The sequence below is a fragment of the Mycolicibacterium litorale genome (assembly GCF_010731695.1).
In the GTDB taxonomy this organism is placed as follows: domain Bacteria; phylum Actinomycetota; class Actinomycetes; order Mycobacteriales; family Mycobacteriaceae; genus Mycobacterium; species Mycobacterium litorale.
Genome location: NZ_AP022586.1, coordinates 2270640 through 2290382, shown reverse-complemented (window position 1 = coordinate 2290382; position 19743 = coordinate 2270640). Strand labels below are relative to the sequence as shown.

The following is a 19743-nucleotide window of genomic DNA, read 5'->3' as shown; positions in this document are numbered from 1 at the left end:
GGATGGCTGACCCAGCACGAGCGAAGCGGTTGGCCAAGCGCATCTCCACCATCGTCGCCTCGGCGATCGAGTACGAGATCAAGGATCCGCGGCTGGCCGGTGTGACCATCACCGACGCCAAGGTCACCAACGATCTGCACGACGCGACGCTGTATTACACGGTGCTCGGCCGCAGCCTCGACGAGGAGCCCGATTACGTCGGGGCGGCGGCCGCGCTGGACAAGGCCAAGGGTGTGTTGCGCACCAAGGTGGGCGCCGGGACCGGGGTGCGGTTCACCCCGACCCTGGCGTTCGTCCGCGACACCGTCCCCGACACCGCGCACCGGATGGAGGAGCTGCTGGCCCGCGCGCGCGCCGCAGATGAGGATTTGGCGAGAGTACGTCAGGGCGCCAAGCACGCAGGCGATGCGGACCCGTACCGTGTGAGTGGGGCGGAGGAGGAATCCGGGGGGTCTGGAGAAGTTCAGACCGAGTTCGACGCTGAGGACACCGGTGACCGCAATAGACAAGACGACTGAGGTACCTGCCGGCGCGCGTGTAGACGCTTACCGGGCGGCCGACATGCTGGCCGCGGCTGCGACGGTCAGCGTCATCTGTCATGTCTATCCGGACGCCGACACCATCGGCGCCGGGCTGGCGCTGGCGCTGGTCCTCGACCATGCCGGTAAGGGTGTCGAGGTCAGTTTCGCGGCGCCGGCGGACCTGCCGGAGTCACTGCAGTCGCTGCCCGGCGGCCACCTGCTGGTGACGCCGGAGGCGATGCGCGACGACGCCGACCTGGTTGTCACCGTGGACATTCCGAGCCTCAACCGGCTCGGCGCGTTGCGTGAGCTGGCCACGGCCGGGCGGCGGGTGCTGGTGATCGACCACCATGCGTCCAACGAGTTGTTCGGCACCGCCAACTACGTCGACCCGTCCGCCGACTCCACCACGATGCTCATCGCCGAACTGCTCGACGCGTGGAACAAGCCGATCGACCAAGGCGTCGCCCACTGCCTGTACGCCGGACTGACCACCGACACCGGATCGTTCCGCTGGGCCAGCGCCCGCGCCCACCGGCTGGCCGCCCGGCTGGTCGACCTCGGCGTGGACAACGCGCAGATCAGCCGGACGCTGCTCGACACCCACCCGTTCGCGTGGCTGCCGATGCTGTCGCGTGTGCTGGCCTCGGCCCGGCTCATCGCCGACGCCGTGGACGGTCGCGGCCTGGTGTACGCGGTGGTGGCCCACGAGGAACTGGCCGACGCGCGCCCCGAAGAGGTCGAGAGCATCGTCGACATCGTGCGCACCACGCAGCAGGCCGAGGTCGCGGCGGTGTTCAAGGAACTCCAACCGCAGCAGTGGTCGGTGTCGATGCGCGCCAAGTCGATCGACTTGACGTCGGTGGCCGGTGCGTTCGGCGGCGGTGGGCACCGCCTCGCGGCGGGGTACTCCGCCAGCGGACCGGCCGAGGACGTGGTGGCGGCCCTGCGCGCGGCCCTTGGCTGAGCGCGACGGCGCTGCGCCCGTCGAACCGGCGACCGGCCGGCGCATCGCGGCGCTCGCCTTCCCGGCGCTCGGCGTGCTCGCCGCCGAACCCGTTTACCTGCTGTTCGACCTTGCCGTCGTGGGCCGGCTCGGGGCGCTCAGCCTCGCCGGTCTGGCTATCGGCGCGCTGGTCATGGGTGTGCTCAGCGCGCAGCTGACCTTCCTGTCCTACGGCACGACGGCGCGGGCGGCCCGCTTCTACGGCGCAGGCGACCGCACCGCCGCCGTGGCCGAGGGCGTACAGGCCACGTGGCTGGCGCTGGGCATCGGCACGACGATCGTCGCCGCGGTCCAGGTGTGCGCGGTGCCGCTGGTCTCGGCGCTGGCAGGATCCGCCGAGATCGCCGACGCCGCGCTGCCGTGGGTGCGCATCGCCAGCCTGGCCGTACCGGCGATCCTGATCGCCGCGGCGGGCAACGGGTGGATGCGCGGCGTGCAGGACACGGTGCGGCCGCTGCGCTACGTGGTCTTCGGATTCGCGGTGTCGGCGGTGCTGTGCCCGCTGCTGGTCTACGGACTGCTCGGGGCACCGCGACTGGGTCTGGCCGGGTCGGCGGTGGCCAACCTCGTCGGGCAGTGGCTGGCCGCCGTGCTGTTCTGCCGGGCGCTGATCGTGGAACGCGTACCGCTGCGCCTACAGCCGTCGGTGCTGCGCGCCCAGGTGGTGATGGGGCGCGACCTGGTGCTGCGCACGGTGGCGTTCCAGGCCTGCTTCGTCTCGGCCGGTGCGGTGGCCGCACGCTTCGGCGCGGCCGCCGTCGCCGCCCACCAGGTCGTGCTGCAGCTGTGGAGTTTCCTTGCCCTCGTGCTGGATTCGCTGGCGATCGCGGCGCAGTCGCTGGTCGGGGCGGCGCTGGGAGCCGGACACCTGCCGCACGCGAAGTCGGTGGCGTGGCGGGTGACGGTCTTCTCGACGGTGGCCGCCGCGCTGTTGGCACTGGTGTTCGCCCTCGGGGCCTCGGTGCTGCCCGGCGTGTTCACCGACGACCGTTCGGTGCTCGACGAGATCGGGGTGCCGTGGTGGTTCCTGGTCGCACAGTTACCGGTCGCCGGGGTGGTGTTCGCGCTCGACGGCGTCCTGCTGGGCGCCGGAGACGCGACGTTCATGCGCAACGCGACGCTGATCAGCGCGCTGGTCGGCTTCCTGCCGCTGATTTGGCTGGCGCTCGCGTTCGGCTGGGGGCTCGTCGGGATCTGGGCGGGGCTGACCACGTTCATGGTGCTGCGTCTGGTGTTCGTCGGCTGGCGGGCGCTGTCGGGGCGGTGGCTGGTCCCGGGCACGTCACGGGGCTGACGGCCGGACGGCGCGCACGGTCCAGGCGGCACGGCGCCGGCGCACGTGTGCGGTCACGCGCACATCGGTCAAGCCGGCGGAACTGCACAGTGCGGCAAACGTTTCCGCCTGCTGCGCAGTCCAGCCGTGGCTGGCGAGTCCGGTGGCGCCGGGCTGGACCTGACGCTCCAGGACGAGCAGCTGCCCGCCGGCGGCCAGCACGCGGTGGATCTCGGTCAGCGCCGTGCCGACATCGGGCCAGTGGTGCACCGTGGCCAGCGCCCAGACGACCGTCGCGGACCCGTCGGGCACGGGCAGCGCCTCGGCGCCGGCGCGCACCCACGTCACCGCGGTGCGGCGGCGGGTCACCGCCCGCGCCACCCGCAACATGGCGTCCGACGGGTCGATACCGGTGACCCGGGCGCCGCGGCGGGCCGCGACCCGGGCGGCGGTCCCGGGCCCACACCCGACGTCGACGACACGGTCGTTCGCCGACACCGCGGCGAGGTCGGCGGCGAGGCGGGCGTTGCCGCGTCCGGTGAGCAGGAACAGGACGGCGGACAGCACGCCGGTGGGCCCGGCGAAGCCCCGCTGGCCGGCATGGTGGTTGACCACGGTGGCGGGTTCGGTCATGAAACGACCTTGCCGGTTCAAGTCCGGTTGAAGTCAAATGGCCGCATGGAGGCGATTCCGATCGGCGAGGCGGCCGCCCGGCTGGGAATGACGACGTCGGCGTTGCGCTACTACGACGAGCGCGGTCTGGTGCACCCCCAGGGCCGGCGGTCGGGGCGGCGGATGTACGGGCCCGACGAGCTGCGCAGGCTGGCGTTGCTCAAGATCGTGCACGGGCTGGATCTGCCGCTCGACACCGCCGTGGCGGTGCTCGACGCGCCGAGTGAACAGTGGCGGCAGACGGTCCGCGAGCAGATCGCCGAGCTGGACCGGGTGATCGCCAGGGCCCGGGGTGCCCAGCGGTTCCTCACCACTGCGCTGGAGTGTCCGACCGACCACCCCGCCCGAGAGTGCCCGACGATGACCGGCGCGCTGGACCGTCTCGTCGACGGCATGAGCGTCGAGGAGCTCGCCGCCGAACACGGCCCCTGACCGCCGCGCACGCTCGCGGGGATCAGTCGGCTGCGGTGGAACTGCCCAGCAGGTCGCGCACCCGATTGGCGACGCGGATGAACTCCGGGCGCTCCATGGTCTCGGCGTAGTTCCGCTCGGCGGGCAGGTCGACGTCGAGCGTCTCGACGATGCGGCCGGGGCGCGGGCTCATCACCACCACCCGGTTGGCGAGGTACACGGCCTCGGCGACGGAGTGCGTCACCAGCACCACCGTCGTGCCGGTCTCGCGCCAGATGCGGTGCAGTTCGACGTTCATCTTCTCGCGGGTCAACGCGTCCAGCGCGCCGAACGGTTCGTCCATGAGCAGCACGCCCGGTTCGTGCAGCAGCGCCCGGCACAGCGAAACACGTTGCTGCATACCGCCGGACAGCTCGTGCGGCAGCGCGTTCTCGAACCCGGTGAGTCCGGTCATCTCGATGAGGTGGTCGCAGCGCCGTGCGGCGGCCTGGCGGGACATGCCACGCATCTCGGCCTGCAGCAGGATGTTGCGGCGCACCGAACGCCACTCGAGCAACGCGGCACGCTGGAACACGTAGCCGATCTCGCGCTGCGGTCCGCGGACGGACTTGCCGCGCAGCCGCACCTCGCCCGAAGTCGAGTCGGTCAGTCCGGCGACCACCTTCAGCAGCGTGGACTTGCCGCAACCCGACGGGCCTGCGATCGAGACGAACTCGCCGTCGGCCACGCGCAGGTGGATGTCGTCGAGTGCGGTCACGGTCCCGCGTTTGGACGAGAACGTCACGGTGAGGTTCTCGATCGTGATGGCGTCTTCGGTCACGGTGGTCCTGGGTGCGGTCATCGTCGCGGTCGACATCGTCGGCATCTCCTACTGCCCGGCCTGGGGCGCGAATGACGAATCCCAGTATTCCGCCGGGTCTTTCGCGGTCTCGAGCAATCCGGCATCGGTGAGGGTCGCGATGGTGGTGGTCCAGTCTTCCTTCGCGTTGCTGCCCGGCGCCTGACCGGCGGTGGCCGCGGTGCTCAGCAGCGGGATGGTCTGCTGCCACTGCTGCAGCAGCACCTCGCGCGGCGGCATCTGCGGATCCTTGCCCGCCATCGCGTCGACCGCGGCCTCCGGGTTCTCGGTGGCGGCGGCGAACGCCTCACTGGTGGCGTCGACCATGTTCTGCACCAGCTCGGGATTGTCGGAGATCGTCGACTCGTTGGCGATCAGCCCGTTGCTGTAGAAGTTCAGCCCGGCATCGGAGTACTTGAGGTAGCGCACCTCTCGGCCGCTCTTGTTGGCGATCGTGGGCCCCTGGTCGTGGGCGAAGCCGATCAGCCCGTCGACGCGGCCCGACATCATCGCGGCCATCTTGCCCGCTGCGTCGAGGCTCTGCTGGGTCACCTGATCCTGTGCGACGCCGACCTTGTCGAGGTAGATCGGGAAGGTGGTGGTGGGTGCGTCACCGGCGGACACGGCGATGGTGCGGCCGGCGAGATCCTGGGGAGTGTTGATCCCGGAGTCGGCGAACACCTGCACGGCCGACGGGGTGGTCTGCAGGAACACGCCGGTGCTGCGGACCTCCACGCCCTTGTCGATGTTGCTCAGTACCGCCGGGGTGTCCGCCCAGCCGAAGTCGACCTGCTTCGATCCGACGGCCTGCACGGTCTTGGTGGAGCCCTGGCCGGCGTCGATCTGCAGGTCGATGCCGTGCTTGTCGAAGATCCCCTCCTGCACGCCGTAGTAGAACGGTGCGTGCTCGCCGTACGGATACCAGTTGAGCATCAGGGTGGCGGAGTCGGCCGCACCGTCCGCGGCGGGCGTGTTCTCGCTGCCCCCGCCACCGCCGCAGGCGGCGAGGGTCAGGGCGGCGGTGGTGGCGGCGGCCGCGACGGTGGCGCGGCGGCGGAAAGATGTCATGGTCTATCTCCTCATCGAAAATTCGCGGGTTGAGTGACGGTCAGACGGCGGTGCTGGCGGAGTTGACGACGCGGCGCGACGAATGCCACGGGATGAGCAGCTTCTCGGCGATCTCGATGATTGCGAACAACACGATGCCCAGCGCCGACATGATGATCAGGGCAGCGAAAAGCATTGCGGTGTCGACGTTTCCGTTTGCCTGCAGGATGACGTAGCCCAGACCCTCGTTGGCGCCGACGAATTCGCCGACCACCGCACCGGTGACCGCGAGCGTGGCCGCCACCTTCAGGCCCGACATCAGCTGGGGCAACGACGCGGGGAACCGGATCTTCATGAAGGTCTTGAACCGGCTCGCGCCCATGGTGGAGGTGAGTTCGAGGATCTCGGGGTCCACCGAGCGCAGCCCGGCGAGGCCGGAGATGACGATCGGGAAGAACGCCATCAGCACCGCCACCAGGATCTTGGGGGACGGGCCGAAGCCGAGCCACACCACGAACAGCGGGGCGATCGCGATCTTCGGCACCACCTGGGCGAAGAGGATCAGCGGGTACACCGTCTTCTCCAGGCTCGCCGAGTAGATCATCATCACCGCGACGAACTCGCCCACCACCGCGGCGATCACGAAACCGATGACCGTCTCCCAGGTGGTCACCCACGTGTTCTGTGCGAGGTAGGCGGCATTCTCCTGCGCCGTGCGCCACGTGTCGCCCGGTGACGGCAGGATGTAGGGCGCGACCAGCTCGGCCGCGGTGACGGCATACCAGCCGGCCAACAGCGCGAGGACGAGCGCCACCGGGCGCCACAGGCTCGCGGCCGTACGGCGGAGGTTGAAGCTCGGGCGCCGCAGCGCCGGTCGCCGTGGGGAGCCCGGTGGTGAATCGTTGTCCCCGGTGGGGCGCACGCCGGCTGATGCCGTTACCGCCATGGAGTGTCCTAAGTTCGCAGTGGCTCGGGTTCGAGTGTCCCGACTGGGAATGCGCTTTCCGAAGCGGTTCCGACTGTAAGTGACCCAGCGCACACTGTCAACGTACGGGTGCCGCCTGTCGCATCCTGCCCGGCGTCGACGCAGTCAGGGCAGGCGGGTGCTGTCGCGGAGCACGACGCTGCCTGGAACGGATTCCCGCAGGTCATCGGGCCCGAAGTCGCGGCAGAGCGCCAGCTCGACCGCCCGCGCGCCGATGTGCTCGAGCGGCAGCGCCACCGTGGACAGGCTCGGTGTGTGATCGCGCAGGGTCGGGATGTCGTCGAATCCGGCGACGCAGACGTCGCGGGGCACCGACAGACCCAGTTCTCGCCATGCCGCGATGGCGCCGATGGCCATGACGTCGGTGACCGCGAAGACGCACACCGGTGTCGTACCGGTGTCCGCACGCAGTTCGAGGGCGCCGGCGAGGCGGCGGGCGGCGGAATACCCGCCGTCCCGGGTGAAGTCCCCTGACACCTCGACCAGCGGGGTCAGCCCCCGTCTGCCGAGCGCTTCGACGAACCCGTTGCGCCGGTCGACCGCGGTGCGAATGCTGCCGGGGCCACCGACCACCGCGAACTGGGTATGGCCCGCCGCCACCAGCGCATCGGCGAGATTCGCTGCGCCCGAATGGTTCTCGGGCTCCACCGCGCCGCCGCAGGCCAGGGGCTGTCCGATCACGACGACGCGGCCGCCGTTGTCTCGGTAGCGGGCGAACTCCGCCTCCAGGTCGAGGTCCAGGTCGCCGCTCTGCCGAGAACCGGCCAGCACGATCGCGTCCGCCCGGTGGGCGATGAACGTGCTGACCGCTTCCCGTTCGATGTCGAAGTCCCGGTCGGTGCTGGCCAACAGCATGTGTTTGCGCGCGGTGCGCGCCGCGGCCTGCACACCGCGGGCGATCGAGGAGAAGTAGGGGTCGGCGATGTCGTGGACGACCAGGCCCAGCAAGCCGGTCGACGCCCGCGCCAGCGCCTGTGCCTGCGCGTTCGGGACGTAACCGAGTTCGCGTGCGGCGGCGCGGACCCGGTCGGCGACACCCTCGCCGGGGACCCGGGCCGATCCGTTGAGCACACGCGAGGCCGTCGCCTGGGACACGCCTGCCCGGGCGGCCACGTCCTGCAGTCTCACCGCAACCATCGCCGTCTCTCTTCTCTGTCCGCGCCGACGGCCCCGGTTGGCCGGTGTTGACCGGACGGTGTGTCCCAGCTTACCGTGGAAAGCGCATTCCGAAGTGCTGACACCGCGTGAGGCCCCGAGCGCCTTCCGAACGGTGCCGATCCTCGACAGCACGCGCCGGCGCCACGGCAGCCGGCCCACAGACAAGGAATCCCGATGGCTTCTTCAGGTCCCTCCGGCCGCCGTATCCTGCGCATCGCCATGAACGGCGTGACCGGGCGGATGGGCTACCGCCAGCACCTGGTCCGGTCGATCCTGCCGCTGCGCGACACCGGCCTGGTGCTCGAGGACGGCACCCGCGTGGCCGTCGAACCGATCCTGGTCGGCCGCAACGCGGACAAGCTGGCCGACCTCGCCGCCGAGCACGGCGTCGAGCACTGGACGACCGACACCGCCTCGGTGATCGCGGACCCCACCGTCGACGTGTACTTCGATGCCCAGGTGACATCGCGCCGCGTCGAGGCCCTCTCCTCGGCGATCAAGGCGGGCAAGCACGTCTACACCGAGAAGCCCACCGCCGAAACCCTCGGCGAGGCGGTCGAGTTGGCGCGCATGGCGGACAACGCCGGGATCGTGGCGGGCGTGGTGCACGACAAGCTGTACCTGCCGGGGCTGGTGAAGCTGCGGCGCCTGGTCGACGAGGGCTTCTTCGGCCGGATCCTGTCGATGCGCGGGGAGTTCGGCTACTGGGTGTTCGAGGGTGACTCGCAGCCCGCGCAGCGGCCGAGCTGGAACTACCGCGCCGAGGACGGCGGCGGGATCACCGTCGACATGTTCTGCCACTGGAACTACGTGATGGAGGCGCTGCTCGGTCCCGTGCAGGCGGTCACTGCGCGGTCCGTCACCCACATCCCGACGCGGTGGGACGAAGCCCACCGACCTTATGACGCGACCGCCGATGACGCGGCCTACGGCATCTTCGAGATCGAAGGCGGCATCATCGCGCAGATCAACTCGTCGTGGGCGGTGCGGGTCTACCGCGACGAACTGGTCGAATTCCAGATCGACGGGACGCACGGCTCGGCGGTCGCGGGTCTTCGGCGCTGCGTGGCCCAGCAGCGGGCGCACACGCCGAAGCCGGTGTGGAACCCGGATCTTCCGGTCACCGAGAAGTTCCGCGACCAGTGGCTGGAGGTGCCGGCCAACGCCGACCTCGACAACGGGTTCAAGCTGCAGTGGGAGGAGTATCTGCGCGACGTCGTGGCCGGCCGGCCGCACCGGTTCGGCCTGCTGTCGGCCGCGCGCGGTGTGCAGCTGGCCGAACTCGGCCTGCGCAGCTCCGCCGAGGGCCGCCGCCTCGAGGTGCCGGAGATCGCGCTGTGACCACCTCCCGGTCCTTGACCGACGCCACCGTGCTGCTGCCCGTCGACGGTGACCTGCGCACTCACCGGGTGGGTGAACCGGGCCCATGGCGAAAGCCGCAGCGGCCGATCGAGTCCCGAATCGCCTACGCCGCAGCACATGTGGTGCCCCGCCCGCTCGGTGACACCAGCCCCGGCGCCCCCGCGGACCTCGACTGGGACACCACCCTGGCCTACCGCCATGAACTGTGGTCGTACGGTCTGGGAGTGGCCGACGCCATGGACACCGCGCAGCGGGGGATGGGTCTGGACTGGCCCGCGACCCGCGAACTGATCTGCCGCAGCGGCCGCGAGGCCGCCACCGTCGGCGGTCTGCTGGCGTGCGGCGCGGGCACCGATCAGCTGGATCCGGCGGATGTCCCCGCGGGTGCGCGCGGGCTGGCCGTCATCGCCGACGCCTATCGCGAACAGATCGAGGTGGTACGCGAGGCCGGCGCCAACGTCATCCTGATGGCGTCGCGGGCGCTGGCGAACGCCGCCACGACGCCGGCGGACTATCTGTCGGTGTACGGCACGCTGCTCGCCGAGGCCGACCGCCCGGTGATCCTGCACTGGCTGGGGGAGATGTTCGACCCCGCGCTGCGCGGTTACTGGGGTGATCGCGACATCGCCCGCGCCACCGCCACATTCCAGGAGCTGATCGCGACCCACGCCGACAAGATCGACGGGGTCAAGGTGTCGCTGCTGGACGCCGACCACGAGGTGGCGCTGCGTCGCGCGCTGCCGACCGGAGTGCGTCTCTACACCGGCGACGACTTCAACTATCCCGAGCTGATCGTCGGCGACGGCTTCCCGGGCAGGGACCACTCCGACGCCCTGCTCGGCATCTTCGCGGCGATCTACCCGGCCGCGTCGACCGCGCTGCAGCACCTCGACCTCGGTGAGACCGACCGCGCCAGCGAGATTCTGGAATCCACGCGGGCGCTGGGCAGGCACATCTTCGCGGCGCCGACGTACTACTACAAGACCGGCATCGCGTTCCTGTCGTGGCTCAACGGCCACCAGGCGGGGTTCACGATGGTCGGCGGTCTCGCGGCCGGGCGGTCGGTCGCTCACCTGTGTGAGGTGTTCGCGCTGGCCGACCGGGCGGGACTGCTCACCGACCCGCACCTGGCCGCCCACCGGATGCGCACCTTCCTCGCGGTGAACGGGGTCGGGTGATGAGCGGCCAGTTCGCCCGGCTGTCGCTGAACACGATGACCACCAAGGGCTGGACGCTGCGTGAGGCCGTCGAGGCCACCGCCGCGGCCGGACTGCCCGCCATCGGGCTGTGGCGGGACCGGGTCGCCGAGGCCGGCGTCGACGCGGCGGCGAAGATGGTGCGCGACAACGGGTTACGGGTGTCCAGCCTGTGTCGCGGTGGTTTTCTCACCGGCGTCGACGACGAGGGGGCGGCGCTCGACGACAACCGTCGCGCCATCGACGAGGCGGCCACCCTGGGTACGCCGGAACTGGTGATCGTCGCCGGTGGCATCCCCGACCGCGACCTGCCGGGCGCGCGCGCCCGGCTGGCCGATCGTCTCGCCCGCCTGGTGCCGTATGCGGCCGAACGCGACGTCCGCCTGGCGCTGGAACCGCTGCACCCGATGTTCTGCGCGGACCGCGCGGTCATCTCCACCCTGGCCCAGGCCCTCGACCTGGCCGCACCGCACCCCGCCCGGAGCGTCGGCGTCGTCGTGGACACCTTCCACATCTGGTGGGACCCGAACCTCGCGGAGAGCGTTGCCGCCGCGGGCGCCGCGGGGCGCATCAGCGCGTTCCAGATCTGCGACTGGCTGGTGCCGATGACGCCGGACCCGCTGGTGTCGCGCGGCATGATGGGCGACGGCGTCATCGACTTCGGCGCGATCGCGGCGCTGGTGCGCGACGCCGGCTACACGGGCGACGTGGAGGTTGAGATCTTCAACGAAACCGTCTGGGCCACAGAGGGTTCCACCGTGCTCGAGGTGATGAAGCAGCGCTACCGCGACCTCGTGGCGCCGGCGCTGACCGGCTAGCGCACCTGTTCGCGGCCCCGCTCGAACACCGAGGCGCGGCTCGCGGCGATGTCGTCACCGGTGGCCGAGGCCATCCAGCGCCGCGCCGCATCGGCCTCCAGCCACAGCGCACCGCCGGTCTGGGATTCGTCGATGCGGTGGTAGGACTCCAGCAGTGCGCGCACCGCCCGCTGGTTGTTGCCGACGATCGACGCCGCGACCGCCCGGGCCGTCGGCATCAGCTCGGCATGCGGGACGACCTCGGTGACCAGGCCGGCCCTCAGCGCGTCGGCCGCCGACAGGTAGTCGCCGGTCAGGCTCATCCGCCGGGCCATGCCGACGCCGACCTTCTGCGGCAGCCGCACCGACAATCCCCAGGTCGGCAGCAGCCCCACCCTGGCGTGGGTGTCGGCGAACCGGGCCCGCTCGGAGGCGATCAGGATGTCGCAGTACAGCGCGATCTCCAGGCCACCGGTCACCGCGGCGCCGTTGATCGCGCCGATCACCGGTTTACTCATCGACGGCCACTTCGGCGAGATGTCCGGCAGTTCGGTGGTGTCACCGAGCTCCTTGAGATCCAGCCCGGCGCAGAACACCGGGTCGGCGCCGGTCACGATCACCACGTCGACTCCGTCGTCGGCCTCCGCGTCGCGCAACGCACGGAAGAACGCCGCACGCAGCGCCGCGGACAGCGCGTTGCGGGCCTGCGGGCGATTCAAGGTCAGCGTGCGGACCCGGTCGGTGGTGTCGATCGCGAGGACGTCGGCGGTGTCAGCGTTGCTCATGCTGTCAGACGCTAGCGTTCGCGCCTATCGTGGCTGGCATGTGCCGAAACATCACCGAGCTGCGGGGCCTCGAGCCGGCGGCGACGGCCGAGGAGATCGAGGCCGCGGCCCGGCAGTACGTCCGCAAGGTCAGCGGCGTCACCCGTCCCACCGCGGCCAACGCCGAAGCGTTCGAGGCGGCCGTCGCCGAGGTCACCGCGACCACCGCCCGGCTGCTGTCCCAGCTGCCACCGCGCCGCCAACCGCCCAAGAGCGTGCCGCCGCTGCGCCGGCCCGAGGTCCGGGCGCGGCTCAACCTCGCGTGAGCACTCCGGCGCTCAAGGAGTGGAGTGCCGCCGTGCACGCGATGCTCGACGGCAGACAGACGGTGCTGCTGCGCAAAGGCGGTATCGGCGAGAAGCGGTTCCGGGTGCCCGTAGACGCTCAGGCCGACAGGTTCGTCCTGTTCCCGACGGTCGCCCACAGCCACGCCGAACGGGTGCGCCCCGAGCATCGTGACCTGCTCGAGCCGGCGGCCGCCGACAGCACCGATGACGCGCTCACGCTCCGCGCCGGAGCGAAAGTGGTTGCCGCCGTTGAGGTGAACCGTCCCGAGGCGATCGCCGAACTCGAGCCGATGCACATCTGGACCGCCGACTCGGTACAGGCCGACCGGCTGGACTTCCGCCCCAAACACCGCCTGACCGTGCTGGTCGTCCAGGTCAGCGCGCTGGAGCAACCGGTGCGCATCGAGCGCACCCCGCAGTACCGGGGCTGCACCAGCTGGGTCGATCTGCCCGTCGACCCGGTGTGGGCGCCACCCGTGCACGACGACGCCGCACTCGCCGCGGTCGCCGAATCGGTGCGCCGGTCAGTGGGCTGACGGGGGACGTCCGCCCGCGGGCAGCACCAGGCGCGACACCCCGCCGACGCCGTGATGCACCGTGTGCGTGGCGGGCGCCGTCGCGCGGCCGCTGATCGGGGGTTCGCCGGTTCCCAGGTTGCGGGCGAAGCGCGGATGCGAACCGCCGGCCACCAGCAGGCGCAACCGCGAACCCGCCCGGAAGCGATGGGCGACCGCGTCGAGTTCGAGCCGGACGGTGCCGTCCTCCCCGGTGAGCCTGCGGAACCCGTCGGTCACGTTGCGCGAGCGGCCTTTCGGATCCACTTCGGACAGCCGCACGAACAGGTCGCGGTGGGGGTTGTCGGACGAGTGCGCGAGCTCGGCGACCGGTGTGCCGACCACGTACAGGTCCGCGGGCAGCGGCTCGCCGGTGAACGCGAGCACGTCGTCGCGGTCGGCCAGCCGGCCGTCGGCGCGGTACCCGCCCTGCGGCGACAACAGCCGTCCGCCAATGGTCGGGGTGGGGTCGGTCGGGTCGAACGTGAACGTCGACGGGGGTGCCGTCGGATCCGGTGGGCTCGGTGACAACGTGCCGGTGGCATGCAGGAACAGCTCTTGTTCGGGCATCGCCGGCGGCCAGTCCGGCAGATCGTGCCACCCGTCGTTCCTGATCTCGATGCGCACCGGGGAGCGCCCCGGATCCGGGTGGCCGCCGAGGTGGGTGCCCAGCCAGTCCAGCGTCTCGCGCACGACGGTGGGCGCGGCCCTCGTCATCAGCTGCGAGTGCGTCCACGCCCCGACCGTCAGCGCCGCGGGCACCCCCCGGTCGCGTAGATGGGTGTACTGGGCCAGGGTCTGTTCGAGGAACAGGTCCTGCCAGCCGCCGAACAGCAGGATGGGAACGTTCACACGGTCGAGCGCCTCGTTGGCGCGCATCGCGTCCCAGAACGCGGCGTCGTCGGCGCGCTCGATCCACGATTCGTACCAGTCCGCACCGGAGCCCAGGAGCCGCCGTCCGGCCTCGCCGAGCGGGAGGTCGGCGGTGGCCCGTGCCAGTGCGCGCCGGGCGCGGACCTGCCGGATGAGCGCCGCGACACCGCGCGTGTCCTCCTGATGGGCGACCATGTCGCTCCAGCCGAGGAAGTCGTTGAGCGAGAACGACCCGGTGCCCCACGACGACGCGCGGAAGTCGTGCGGCCCGACCGCGATCACGGCGGCCTTGAGCTCGGGCGGCGGATCGGTGAGCAGCGCCCACTGGGTGAAGCCGAGGTAGGACAGCCCGACGGTCGCGAACGAGCCGGTGAACCACGGCTGTTCGCGCAGCCACGCGACCGTGTCGGCGCCGTCGTCCTTCTCGTGCACCATCGGCGTGAAGTCACCGCCCGAGCCGAACGTGCCGCGGACGCTCTGCACCACCACGTGGTATCCGCGCGACGCGTACACCGCCGCGAACAGCGACGAGAACGGCCAGCCGCGGCCGTACGGGCCGCGTACGAGCAGGGTCCCGGCGGGCGTCGCGGTGTCGGGGACGTAGTGGTCGGCGATCAGCTCGACGCCGTCGCGCATCGGCACCCGCACCCCGCGGTCCACCGTGAATCCGCTGGTGTGGGGTGGCAGGTCGAGGGCGCGGCTGACCACGTTGCCGACGGTGCGGCGCAGGGTCGCGGGAGCGGTGGACGTCATCCGGCCAAGGGTAGCCAGCGATGCGTCGAGCCTTGGTGGACGTCTAGTAGATGTAGTGCGGCGCCAGTTCCTGCGCCTTCTGCAGATTGGTCTGCATGCAGTCGACGTCGGGTTGCGAGTAGATCGGCGAATAGAACAGCACCTGCTGGATCACGCCGTAGTCGGTGTCAAACGCGATCGCGCACGTGATCCACCACCGGTTGTTCCAGTCGGTCGGCTTCATGATCCAGTACTGCGCGGCGCGGTGCCCGGCGATGTCGAGTTGGACCGCGTCCGGCGGCAGCGTCTCCTCGTAGGTCCGCCACACGAACGCCTCGACCGACATCTGATAGTTCCCGGCGTCGTACTTGCATCGCAGCGCGTCCTCGGGAGCCGGCGGGGTGTAGGCGAGGCCGGCGCGCTGCACGACGTCGAGCGGGATGTCGCGGCACGGATCGAACGGGGAGGGGTCGACGGTGTCGATCACCGGGTACTTGATCGTGGAGGATCCGGTCAGCGGCAGGAACGTCGAGCGCAGGTCGACCCGGCCGGTGGCCGAACCGCCCATCGGGTTGGTGGCGAAGACCACCATGACTGCCGCGAACAGCGCACACAACGCCGAGAACACTCTCAGCTTGGCGGCCATGTCACCCCCTGTTGTCCGGACGGCGCGGCCGTCGATCATCGGCGGCCCGCCGCCGCGTGTCGTGCCCGACCCTCCGGGGAGTGTAGCCGTCGCCGCGGGCTGGTTGAACCCGAAATGAGAACACGTTCTAGTTGCTCGGACGGCCGAGCGGCGGCGGATCAGTAGGCTGATGGGTCGTGACACCCCAGACTTCCCGCGACCGGCGACCCGTGCTGTGGGCGATCAGCGACCTGCACACGGGTCATACCGGCAACAAGCCGGTCACCGAGTCGCTCTACCCGTCCACACCGGACGACTGGCTGATCGTGGCCGGGGACGTGGGGGAGCGCACCGACGAGATCCGCTGGGCGCTGGACCTGCTGCGCAAGCGCTTCGCCAAGGTCATCTGGGTGCCGGGGAACCACGAACTGTGGACCACCACCAAGGATCCGATGCAGATCTTCGGCAGGTCGCGCTACGACTACCTGGTCACCATGTGCGACGAGATGGGCATCGTCACCCCGGAACACCCGTTCCCGGTGTGGACCGAGGAGGGCGGCCCGGCGACGATCGTGCCGATGTTCCTGCTGTACGACTACAGCTTCCTGCCCAAGGGCGCGGCGTCCAAGGCCGAGGGACTGGCCATCGCCCGTGAGCGCAATGTCGTCGGCACCGACGAATTCCTGTTGTCCGCCGAGCCCTACGCCACGCGCGACGCGTGGTGCCGCGACCGGGTGGACTTCACCCGCAAACGCCTCGAAGACCTCGACTGGATGACGCCGACGATCCAGGTGAACCACTTCCCGATGGTGCGCGAACCCTGCGACGCGATGTTCTACCCAGAGTTCTCACTGTGGTGCGGCACCACGGCCACCGCGGACTGGCACACCCGCTACAACGCGGTGTGCTCGGTGTACGGCCACCTGCACATCCCGCGCACCACCTGGTATGACGACGTGCGCTTCGAAGAGGTGTCGGTGGGTTACCCGCGAGAGTGGCGGCGCCGCAAGCCCTACCGGTGGCTGCGACAGATCCTGCCCGAACCGCAGTACGCGCCCGGCTACCTCAACGAGTTCGGCGGCCACTTCCAGATCACCCAGGAGATGCGGGAGAACGCGGAGAAGATGCAGGAGCGGATCAGGGCGAGGCGCGCATGACCCCGCGCACGACACTGCTGCCCGGGGTGTTGCGCGAGGGCGTCGTGTCCGCCGAACGCTACGACGACCCGCCTGGCATCGCACCGCTGCCCGAGGAGGAACCTCTGGTCGCGCGCTCGGTCGCCAAGCGGCGCAACGAGTTCGTCACCGTCCGCTACTGCGCCCGCGAAGCGCTCGGCGAGCTCGGCCTGCCGCCGGTGCCGATACTCAAGGGAGACAAGGGCGAACCGTGCTGGCCCGACGGCGTGGTGGGCAGCCTCACCCACTGCGAGGGCTTCCGCGGCGCCGCCGTCGCCCGCCGGGGCGAGGCCCGCTCCATCGGGATCGACGCCGAACCGCACGACGTCCTGCCCAAGGGTGTGCTGGACGCCATCAGCCTGCCCGCCGAGCGCACGGCCATCGCGGCATTGCCTGCGGGGCTGCACTGGGACCGAATCCTGTTCTGCGCCAAGGAGGCCACCTACAAGGCGTGGTTCCCGCTGACCCACCGGTGGCTGGGGTTCGAGGACGCCCACATCAGCTTCGAGGTCGACTCCACGGGGCAGGCCGGGCGGTTCGTGTCGAAGGTGCTGATCGATCCGACCGCCGAATCCGGGCCGCCGCTGAGCACGCTGGAGGGCCGGTGGTCGGTGCGTGACGGCCTGGCGCTGACGGCCATCGTGCTGTGAGCGGACTCGGCGCGGGGATCGTCGTCGTCGACAAGCCCGCAGGCATGACCAGCCATGACGTGGTCGGGCGGTGCCGGCGCATCTTCGGTACCCGCAAGGTCGGGCACGCGGGCACCCTGGACCCGATGGCCACCGGAGTGCTGGTCGTGGGGATCGACCGTGCCACCAAACTGCTCGGACTGATCACCGCCACGGACAAGTCGTACGCCGCGACGATCCGGCTCGGGCAGACCACCACCACCGAGGACGCCGAAGGCGAGACCGTCGAGACCGCGCCGACCGACGGCATCACCGACGAACAGATCGGCCGGGCGGTCGCGGCGCTGCGCGGGGAGATCGACCAGATCCCGTCCGCGGTGAGCGCCATCAAGGTGGGCGGGCAGCGCGCCTACAAGCTCGCGCGCGAAGGGCAGACCGTCGAACTGGCCGCTCGCCGCGTGCGCATCGACCGCTTCGACGTGCTCGAGATCCGGCGGGCCGGGGCCTATGTCGACGTCGACGTCGCGGTGGACTGCTCCAGTGGCACCTACATTCGCGCCCTGGCGCGCGACGTCGGCGCGACACTCGGCGTCGGCGGGCACCTGACCGCACTGCGGCGTACGCGGGTCGGGCGGTTCGGGCTGGCGGAGGCGTACTCGCTCGACGCGCTGGCCGAGCAACCGCGCCTGAGTCATTCGCTGGACGAGGCGTGTCTGCTGGTGTTCCCGCGTCGTGACCTGAGCGCGCCCGAGGCGGAGTCGACCCGGCACGGACGACCACTGGAGCCTGCGGGCATCGACGGCGTGTACGCGGCCACCGCCCCGGACGGAACGGTGCTCGCACTGCTCGAAGACGGACGGCAGCGCACGAAATCCGTGGTGGTGCTGCGCCCCGCCACGTTGTGAACTAGCCGGCCACCACCCAGATCGCCTCGGCGGCAGGGCTGCCCAGGTCCACCGTGGCGGCCCCCTCGGCGCCCTCGGGACCCTCGATGGCCACCGAGATCAGGCCCGCGAAATCGCGACGCGCCACCACCCGCAGGCGTGAGTCGAGGCTGATGCCCACGCTGTCGAAGTAGCGGAGCATCTCCGGGTCGGCGTCGGAGATCCGCGCCACCGTGCCGGCGTCGCCGTTCTCGCACTCCGAGAGCTGACGGGCCGGTGGGGTCGGCACCCGGCCGTCGGCGGCCGGGATCGGATCGCCGTGCGGATCGCGGGTGGGGTGGCCGAGCTTGGCGTCGATGCGGTCGACCATCAGATCCGACACCGCGTGTTCGAGCACCTCGGCCTCGTCGTGCACCTCGTCCCAGCTGTAGCCCAACTCGTTGACGAGGAACGTCTCCATCAGCCGGTGCCTGCGCACCATCTGCAGGGCGGCGTTGCGCCCGGCCTCGGTCAGCGTCACCGCACCGTACTTCTCGTGGTTGACCAGCCCCTGGTCGGCGAGCTTGCGGATGGACTCGGAGGCGGTCGAAGCGGAGACCCCGATCCGCTCGGCCAGCAGTTTCGTGCTGACCTTCTCGTGCGACCACTCCTGCGCGGTCCAGATCGTCTTGAGGTAGTCCTGAGCAACCGTCGTCAGGTCGCGGGAGTTGCTGTCAGGACTCACAGTGACAAAGTTTAGGCAATCGACGTCTGATCCGGTGATCTAGCGGAGCCACCGAGCGTGGCGCGCCGTAGGCTTGCGGTCGTGCAGCGCTGGCGGGGTCAGGACGACATCCCCACGGACTGGGGAAGATGCGTCGTCACCATCGGGGTGTTCGACGGTGTTCACCGTGGACATGCGGAGTTGATCAACAACGCCGTCAAGGCCGGGCGCTCGCGCGGTGTGCCGACGGTGCTGATGACGTTCGACCCGCACCCCATGGAGGTCGTGTTCCCGGGCAGCCACCCGGCGCAGCTGACCACGCTGACCCGCCGGGCCGAGCTCGTCGAGGAGATGGGCATCGACGTCTTCCTGGTGATGCCGTTCACCGCGGACTTCATGAAGCTGACTCCCGAGCGCTACGTCCACGAACTGCTCGTCGAGCGGTTGCACGTCGTCGATGTCGTGGTGGGCGAGAACTTCACGTTCGGCAAGAAGGCGGCGGGCAACGTCGACCTGCTGCGCAAGGCGGGGGAGCGGTTCGGATTCGCCGTCGACAGCCTGTCTTTGGTCTCCGAGGCGGCGGACCCCGGCCGCGACGAGACCGTCACGTTCTCCTCGACCTACATCAGGTCGTGTGTCGACGCCGGTGACGTCGTCGCGGCCGCGGAGGCGCTCGGCCGCCCGCACCGGGTGGAGGGCGTCGTGGTCCGCGGCGACGGGCGGGGCCGGGGCCTCGGCTTCCCGACGGCCAACGTCGCGCCGCCGATGTACTCGGCGATCCCCGCCGACGGGGTCTACGCGGCGTGGTTCACCGTTCTCGGCCACGGGCCGGTGATGGGCACCGTCGTGCCCGGCGAGCGCTATCAGGCGGCCGTGTCGGTCGGCACCAACCCGACGTTCTCCGGCCGCACCCGCACCGTCGAGGCGTTCGTCCTCGACACCTCCGCCGACCTCTACGGACAGCACGTCGCCGTGGACTTCGTGGGCCGCATCCGGGGGCAGGAGAAGTTCGGCTCGATCGACGACCTGGTCACCGCGATGAACGCCGACACCGACCGCGCCCGCGCGATCCTGCGCGATTCTGTCTGAGCGCCCACTCGCGGTAGACTCCTCGGCGTCAACGACGTGTGCTGCAGTTCGCGGCGGCCACTCGCCCTTCTCGGAAGGGCATCCTTGATATCCCGCGGACCG

22 protein-coding genes are annotated in these 19743 nt (G+C 70.5%); 13 read left to right on the top strand and 9 right to left on the bottom strand.

Going from position 1 to position 19743, the window contains the following annotated elements; translation table 11 throughout:
• Nucleotides 1-2: 2 nt before the first annotated feature.
• The 3 genes from rbfA to G6N30_RS10780 are packed head-to-tail and all read left to right on the top strand — an operon-like array spanning nucleotide 3 to nucleotide 2821.
• Complete coding sequence (gene rbfA / locus G6N30_RS10790; RefSeq protein ID WP_134052629.1) at nucleotides 3-518, top strand: 30S ribosome-binding factor RbfA; 516 nt, start codon at nucleotides 3-5, stop codon at nucleotides 516-518.
• Nucleotides 493-1488: a DHH family phosphoesterase gene (locus tag G6N30_RS10785; RefSeq protein WP_134052627.1), complete on the top strand. Its 996-nt coding sequence runs from the start codon at nucleotides 493-495 to the stop codon at nucleotides 1486-1488. Before rbfA ends, G6N30_RS10785 begins: the two co-directional genes overlap by 26 nt.
• A complete protein-coding gene (locus G6N30_RS10780) occupies nucleotides 1481-2821 on the top strand; it encodes an MATE family efflux transporter (protein ID WP_134052625.1) in 1341 nt (446 codons plus the stop codon). Before G6N30_RS10785 ends, G6N30_RS10780 begins: the two co-directional genes overlap by 8 nt.
• Here the strand turns inward: G6N30_RS10780 and G6N30_RS10775 are convergent.
• Nucleotides 2810-3433 (bottom strand): class I SAM-dependent methyltransferase, encoded by a 624-nt coding sequence (locus G6N30_RS10775; RefSeq protein WP_134052623.1) that lies wholly within the window; start codon nucleotides 3431-3433, stop codon nucleotides 2810-2812. The two genes, G6N30_RS10780 and G6N30_RS10775, sit on opposite strands and share 12 nt — an antisense overlap.
• Before the next feature lie 45 nt (nucleotides 3434-3478).
• Between G6N30_RS10775 and G6N30_RS10770 the strand changes: the two genes are divergently transcribed.
• Nucleotides 3479-3904, top strand: a complete 426-nt coding sequence (locus tag G6N30_RS10770) for a MerR family transcriptional regulator (RefSeq protein WP_134052621.1) — start codon at nucleotides 3479-3481, stop codon at nucleotides 3902-3904.
• Between the two features lie 22 nt (nucleotides 3905-3926).
• Here the strand turns inward: G6N30_RS10770 and G6N30_RS10765 are convergent, their stop codons facing one another.
• The 4 genes from G6N30_RS10765 to G6N30_RS10750 form a co-directional block, all read right to left on the bottom strand.
• On the bottom strand, nucleotides 3927-4739 hold the full coding sequence (locus G6N30_RS10765) for an ABC transporter ATP-binding protein (RefSeq protein WP_134052619.1): 813 nt from the start codon (nucleotides 4737-4739) through the stop codon (nucleotides 3927-3929).
• 12 nt (nucleotides 4740-4751) lie between these two features.
• Complete coding sequence (locus G6N30_RS10760; protein WP_134052617.1) at nucleotides 4752-5789, bottom strand: ABC transporter substrate-binding protein; 1038 nt, start codon at nucleotides 5787-5789, stop codon at nucleotides 4752-4754.
• Between the two features lie 40 nt (nucleotides 5790-5829).
• Nucleotides 5830-6714: an ABC transporter permease gene (locus G6N30_RS10755; RefSeq protein WP_134052615.1), complete on the bottom strand. Its 885-nt coding sequence runs from the start codon at nucleotides 6712-6714 to the stop codon at nucleotides 5830-5832.
• A 144-nt stretch (nucleotides 6715-6858) separates the two neighbouring features.
• Nucleotides 6859-7890, bottom strand: a complete 1032-nt coding sequence (locus G6N30_RS10750) for a LacI family DNA-binding transcriptional regulator (protein WP_134052613.1) — start codon at nucleotides 7888-7890, stop codon at nucleotides 6859-6861.
• Between the two features lie 195 nt (nucleotides 7891-8085).
• Between G6N30_RS10750 and G6N30_RS10745 the strand changes: the two genes are divergently transcribed.
• Genes G6N30_RS10745 through G6N30_RS10735 form a run of 3 tightly spaced genes read left to right on the top strand, consistent with a single transcriptional unit; the run spans nucleotide 8086 to nucleotide 11287 of the window.
• Nucleotides 8086-9252: a Gfo/Idh/MocA family protein gene (locus tag G6N30_RS10745; RefSeq protein ID WP_134052611.1), complete on the top strand. Its 1167-nt coding sequence runs from the start codon at nucleotides 8086-8088 to the stop codon at nucleotides 9250-9252.
• A 29-nt stretch (nucleotides 9253-9281) separates the two neighbouring features.
• Nucleotides 9282-10451 carry a dihydrodipicolinate synthase family protein gene (locus G6N30_RS10740; RefSeq protein ID WP_407664746.1) on the top strand — a complete coding sequence of 390 codons (1170 nt, stop codon included), beginning with the start codon at nucleotides 9282-9284 and terminating at the stop codon, nucleotides 10449-10451.
• Entirely contained in the window at nucleotides 10451-11287 is an 837-nt protein-coding gene (locus tag G6N30_RS10735) for a sugar phosphate isomerase/epimerase family protein (protein ID WP_134052609.1), read from the top strand. The genes G6N30_RS10740 and G6N30_RS10735 overlap by 1 nt, the downstream gene beginning before the upstream one ends.
• Here the strand turns inward: G6N30_RS10735 and G6N30_RS10730 are convergent.
• Nucleotides 11284-12051, bottom strand: a complete 768-nt coding sequence (locus G6N30_RS10730) for an enoyl-CoA hydratase (protein ID WP_134052607.1) — start codon at nucleotides 12049-12051, stop codon at nucleotides 11284-11286. The two genes, G6N30_RS10735 and G6N30_RS10730, sit on opposite strands and share 4 nt — an antisense overlap.
• Nucleotides 12052-12089: 38 nt before the next feature.
• Between G6N30_RS10730 and G6N30_RS10725 the strand changes: the two genes are divergently transcribed.
• Both G6N30_RS10725 and G6N30_RS10720 read left to right on the top strand, forming a co-directional pair.
• Nucleotides 12090-12356: a DUF2277 family protein gene (locus G6N30_RS10725; protein WP_134052605.1), complete on the top strand. Its 267-nt coding sequence runs from the start codon at nucleotides 12090-12092 to the stop codon at nucleotides 12354-12356.
• Between the two features lie 41 nt (nucleotides 12357-12397).
• Nucleotides 12398-12913 carry a DUF1802 family protein gene (locus G6N30_RS10720; protein ID WP_234880173.1) on the top strand — a complete coding sequence of 172 codons (516 nt, stop codon included), beginning with the start codon at nucleotides 12398-12400 and terminating at the stop codon, nucleotides 12911-12913.
• Here the strand turns inward: G6N30_RS10720 and G6N30_RS10715 are convergent.
• Both G6N30_RS10715 and G6N30_RS10710 read right to left on the bottom strand, forming a co-directional pair.
• Nucleotides 12902-14557, bottom strand: a complete 1656-nt coding sequence (locus G6N30_RS10715; protein ID WP_134052601.1) for a CocE/NonD family hydrolase — start codon at nucleotides 14555-14557, stop codon at nucleotides 12902-12904. The genes G6N30_RS10720 and G6N30_RS10715 overlap by 12 nt on opposite strands.
• A gap of 43 nt (nucleotides 14558-14600) precedes the next feature.
• Entirely contained in the window at nucleotides 14601-15182 is a 582-nt protein-coding gene (locus G6N30_RS10710; protein ID WP_134052599.1) for a DUF3558 domain-containing protein, read from the bottom strand.
• A 176-nt stretch (nucleotides 15183-15358) separates the two neighbouring features.
• On the opposite strand from G6N30_RS10710, the gene G6N30_RS10705 reads away from it, so the two are divergent.
• Genes G6N30_RS10705 through truB form a run of 3 tightly spaced genes read left to right on the top strand, consistent with a single transcriptional unit; the run spans nucleotide 15359 to nucleotide 17870 of the window.
• Nucleotides 15359-16318 carry an ACP phosphodiesterase PptH gene (locus G6N30_RS10705; RefSeq protein WP_134052597.1) on the top strand — a complete coding sequence of 320 codons (960 nt, stop codon included), beginning with the start codon at nucleotides 15359-15361 and terminating at the stop codon, nucleotides 16316-16318.
• Entirely contained in the window at nucleotides 16315-16986 is a 672-nt protein-coding gene (gene pptT / locus G6N30_RS10700) for a 4'-phosphopantetheinyl transferase PptT (RefSeq protein WP_134052596.1), read from the top strand. Before G6N30_RS10705 ends, pptT begins: the two co-directional genes overlap by 4 nt.
• 44 nt (nucleotides 16987-17030) lie before the next feature.
• A complete protein-coding gene (gene truB, locus G6N30_RS10695; RefSeq protein ID WP_134055145.1) occupies nucleotides 17031-17870 on the top strand; it encodes a tRNA pseudouridine(55) synthase TruB in 840 nt (279 codons plus the stop codon).
• A gap of 1 nt (nucleotide 17871) precedes the next feature.
• On the opposite strand, the gene mntR is transcribed toward truB, so the two are convergent.
• Entirely contained in the window at nucleotides 17872-18573 is a 702-nt protein-coding gene (gene mntR, locus G6N30_RS10690) for a manganese-binding transcriptional regulator MntR (RefSeq protein WP_134052593.1), read from the bottom strand.
• Between the two features lie 81 nt (nucleotides 18574-18654).
• Here mntR and G6N30_RS10685 point away from each other — a divergent pair, with 81 nt between their 5' ends.
• Nucleotides 18655-19641: a bifunctional riboflavin kinase/FAD synthetase gene (locus G6N30_RS10685; RefSeq protein WP_134052591.1), complete on the top strand. Its 987-nt coding sequence runs from the start codon at nucleotides 18655-18657 to the stop codon at nucleotides 19639-19641.
• The last annotated feature ends 102 nt before the right edge of the window (nucleotides 19642-19743 follow it).

Excerpts from the sequence above, each read along its gene's own strand:
- G6N30_RS10750 (WP_134052613.1), bottom strand. The coding sequence starts at position 7,890 with ATGGTTGCGGTGAGACTGCAGGACGTGGCCGCCCGGGCAGGCGTGTCC.
- G6N30_RS10745 (WP_134052611.1), top strand. The coding sequence starts at position 8,086 with ATGGCTTCTTCAGGTCCCTCCGGCCGCCGTATCCTGCGCATCGCCATG.
- G6N30_RS10775 (WP_134052623.1), bottom strand. The coding sequence starts at position 3,433 with ATGACCGAACCCGCCACCGTGGTCAACCACCATGCCGGCCAGCGGGGC.
- G6N30_RS10770 (WP_134052621.1), top strand. The coding sequence starts at position 3,479 with ATGGAGGCGATTCCGATCGGCGAGGCGGCCGCCCGGCTGGGAATGACG.
- G6N30_RS10725 (WP_134052605.1), top strand. The coding sequence starts at position 12,090 with ATGTGCCGAAACATCACCGAGCTGCGGGGCCTCGAGCCGGCGGCGACG.
- G6N30_RS10755 (WP_134052615.1), bottom strand. The coding sequence starts at position 6,714 with ATGGCGGTAACGGCATCAGCCGGCGTGCGCCCCACCGGGGACAACGAT.
- G6N30_RS10760 (WP_134052617.1), bottom strand. The coding sequence starts at position 5,789 with ATGACATCTTTCCGCCGCCGCGCCACCGTCGCGGCCGCCGCCACCACC.
- G6N30_RS10730 (WP_134052607.1), bottom strand. The coding sequence starts at position 12,051 with ATGAGCAACGCTGACACCGCCGACGTCCTCGCGATCGACACCACCGAC.
- G6N30_RS10720 (WP_234880173.1), top strand. The coding sequence starts at position 12,398 with ATGCTCGACGGCAGACAGACGGTGCTGCTGCGCAAAGGCGGTATCGGC.
- pptT (WP_134052596.1), top strand. The coding sequence starts at position 16,315 with ATGACCCCGCGCACGACACTGCTGCCCGGGGTGTTGCGCGAGGGCGTC.
- G6N30_RS10765 (WP_134052619.1), bottom strand. The coding sequence starts at position 4,739 with ATGTCGACCGCGACGATGACCGCACCCAGGACCACCGTGACCGAAGAC.
- rbfA (WP_134052629.1), top strand. The coding sequence starts at position 3 with ATGGCTGACCCAGCACGAGCGAAGCGGTTGGCCAAGCGCATCTCCACC.
- G6N30_RS10710 (WP_134052599.1), bottom strand. The coding sequence starts at position 15,182 with ATGGCCGCCAAGCTGAGAGTGTTCTCGGCGTTGTGTGCGCTGTTCGCG.
- G6N30_RS10715 (WP_134052601.1), bottom strand. The coding sequence starts at position 14,557 with ATGACGTCCACCGCTCCCGCGACCCTGCGCCGCACCGTCGGCAACGTG.
- truB (WP_134055145.1), top strand. The coding sequence starts at position 17,031 with ATGACCAGCCATGACGTGGTCGGGCGGTGCCGGCGCATCTTCGGTACC.
- G6N30_RS10735 (WP_134052609.1), top strand. The coding sequence starts at position 10,451 with ATGAGCGGCCAGTTCGCCCGGCTGTCGCTGAACACGATGACCACCAAG.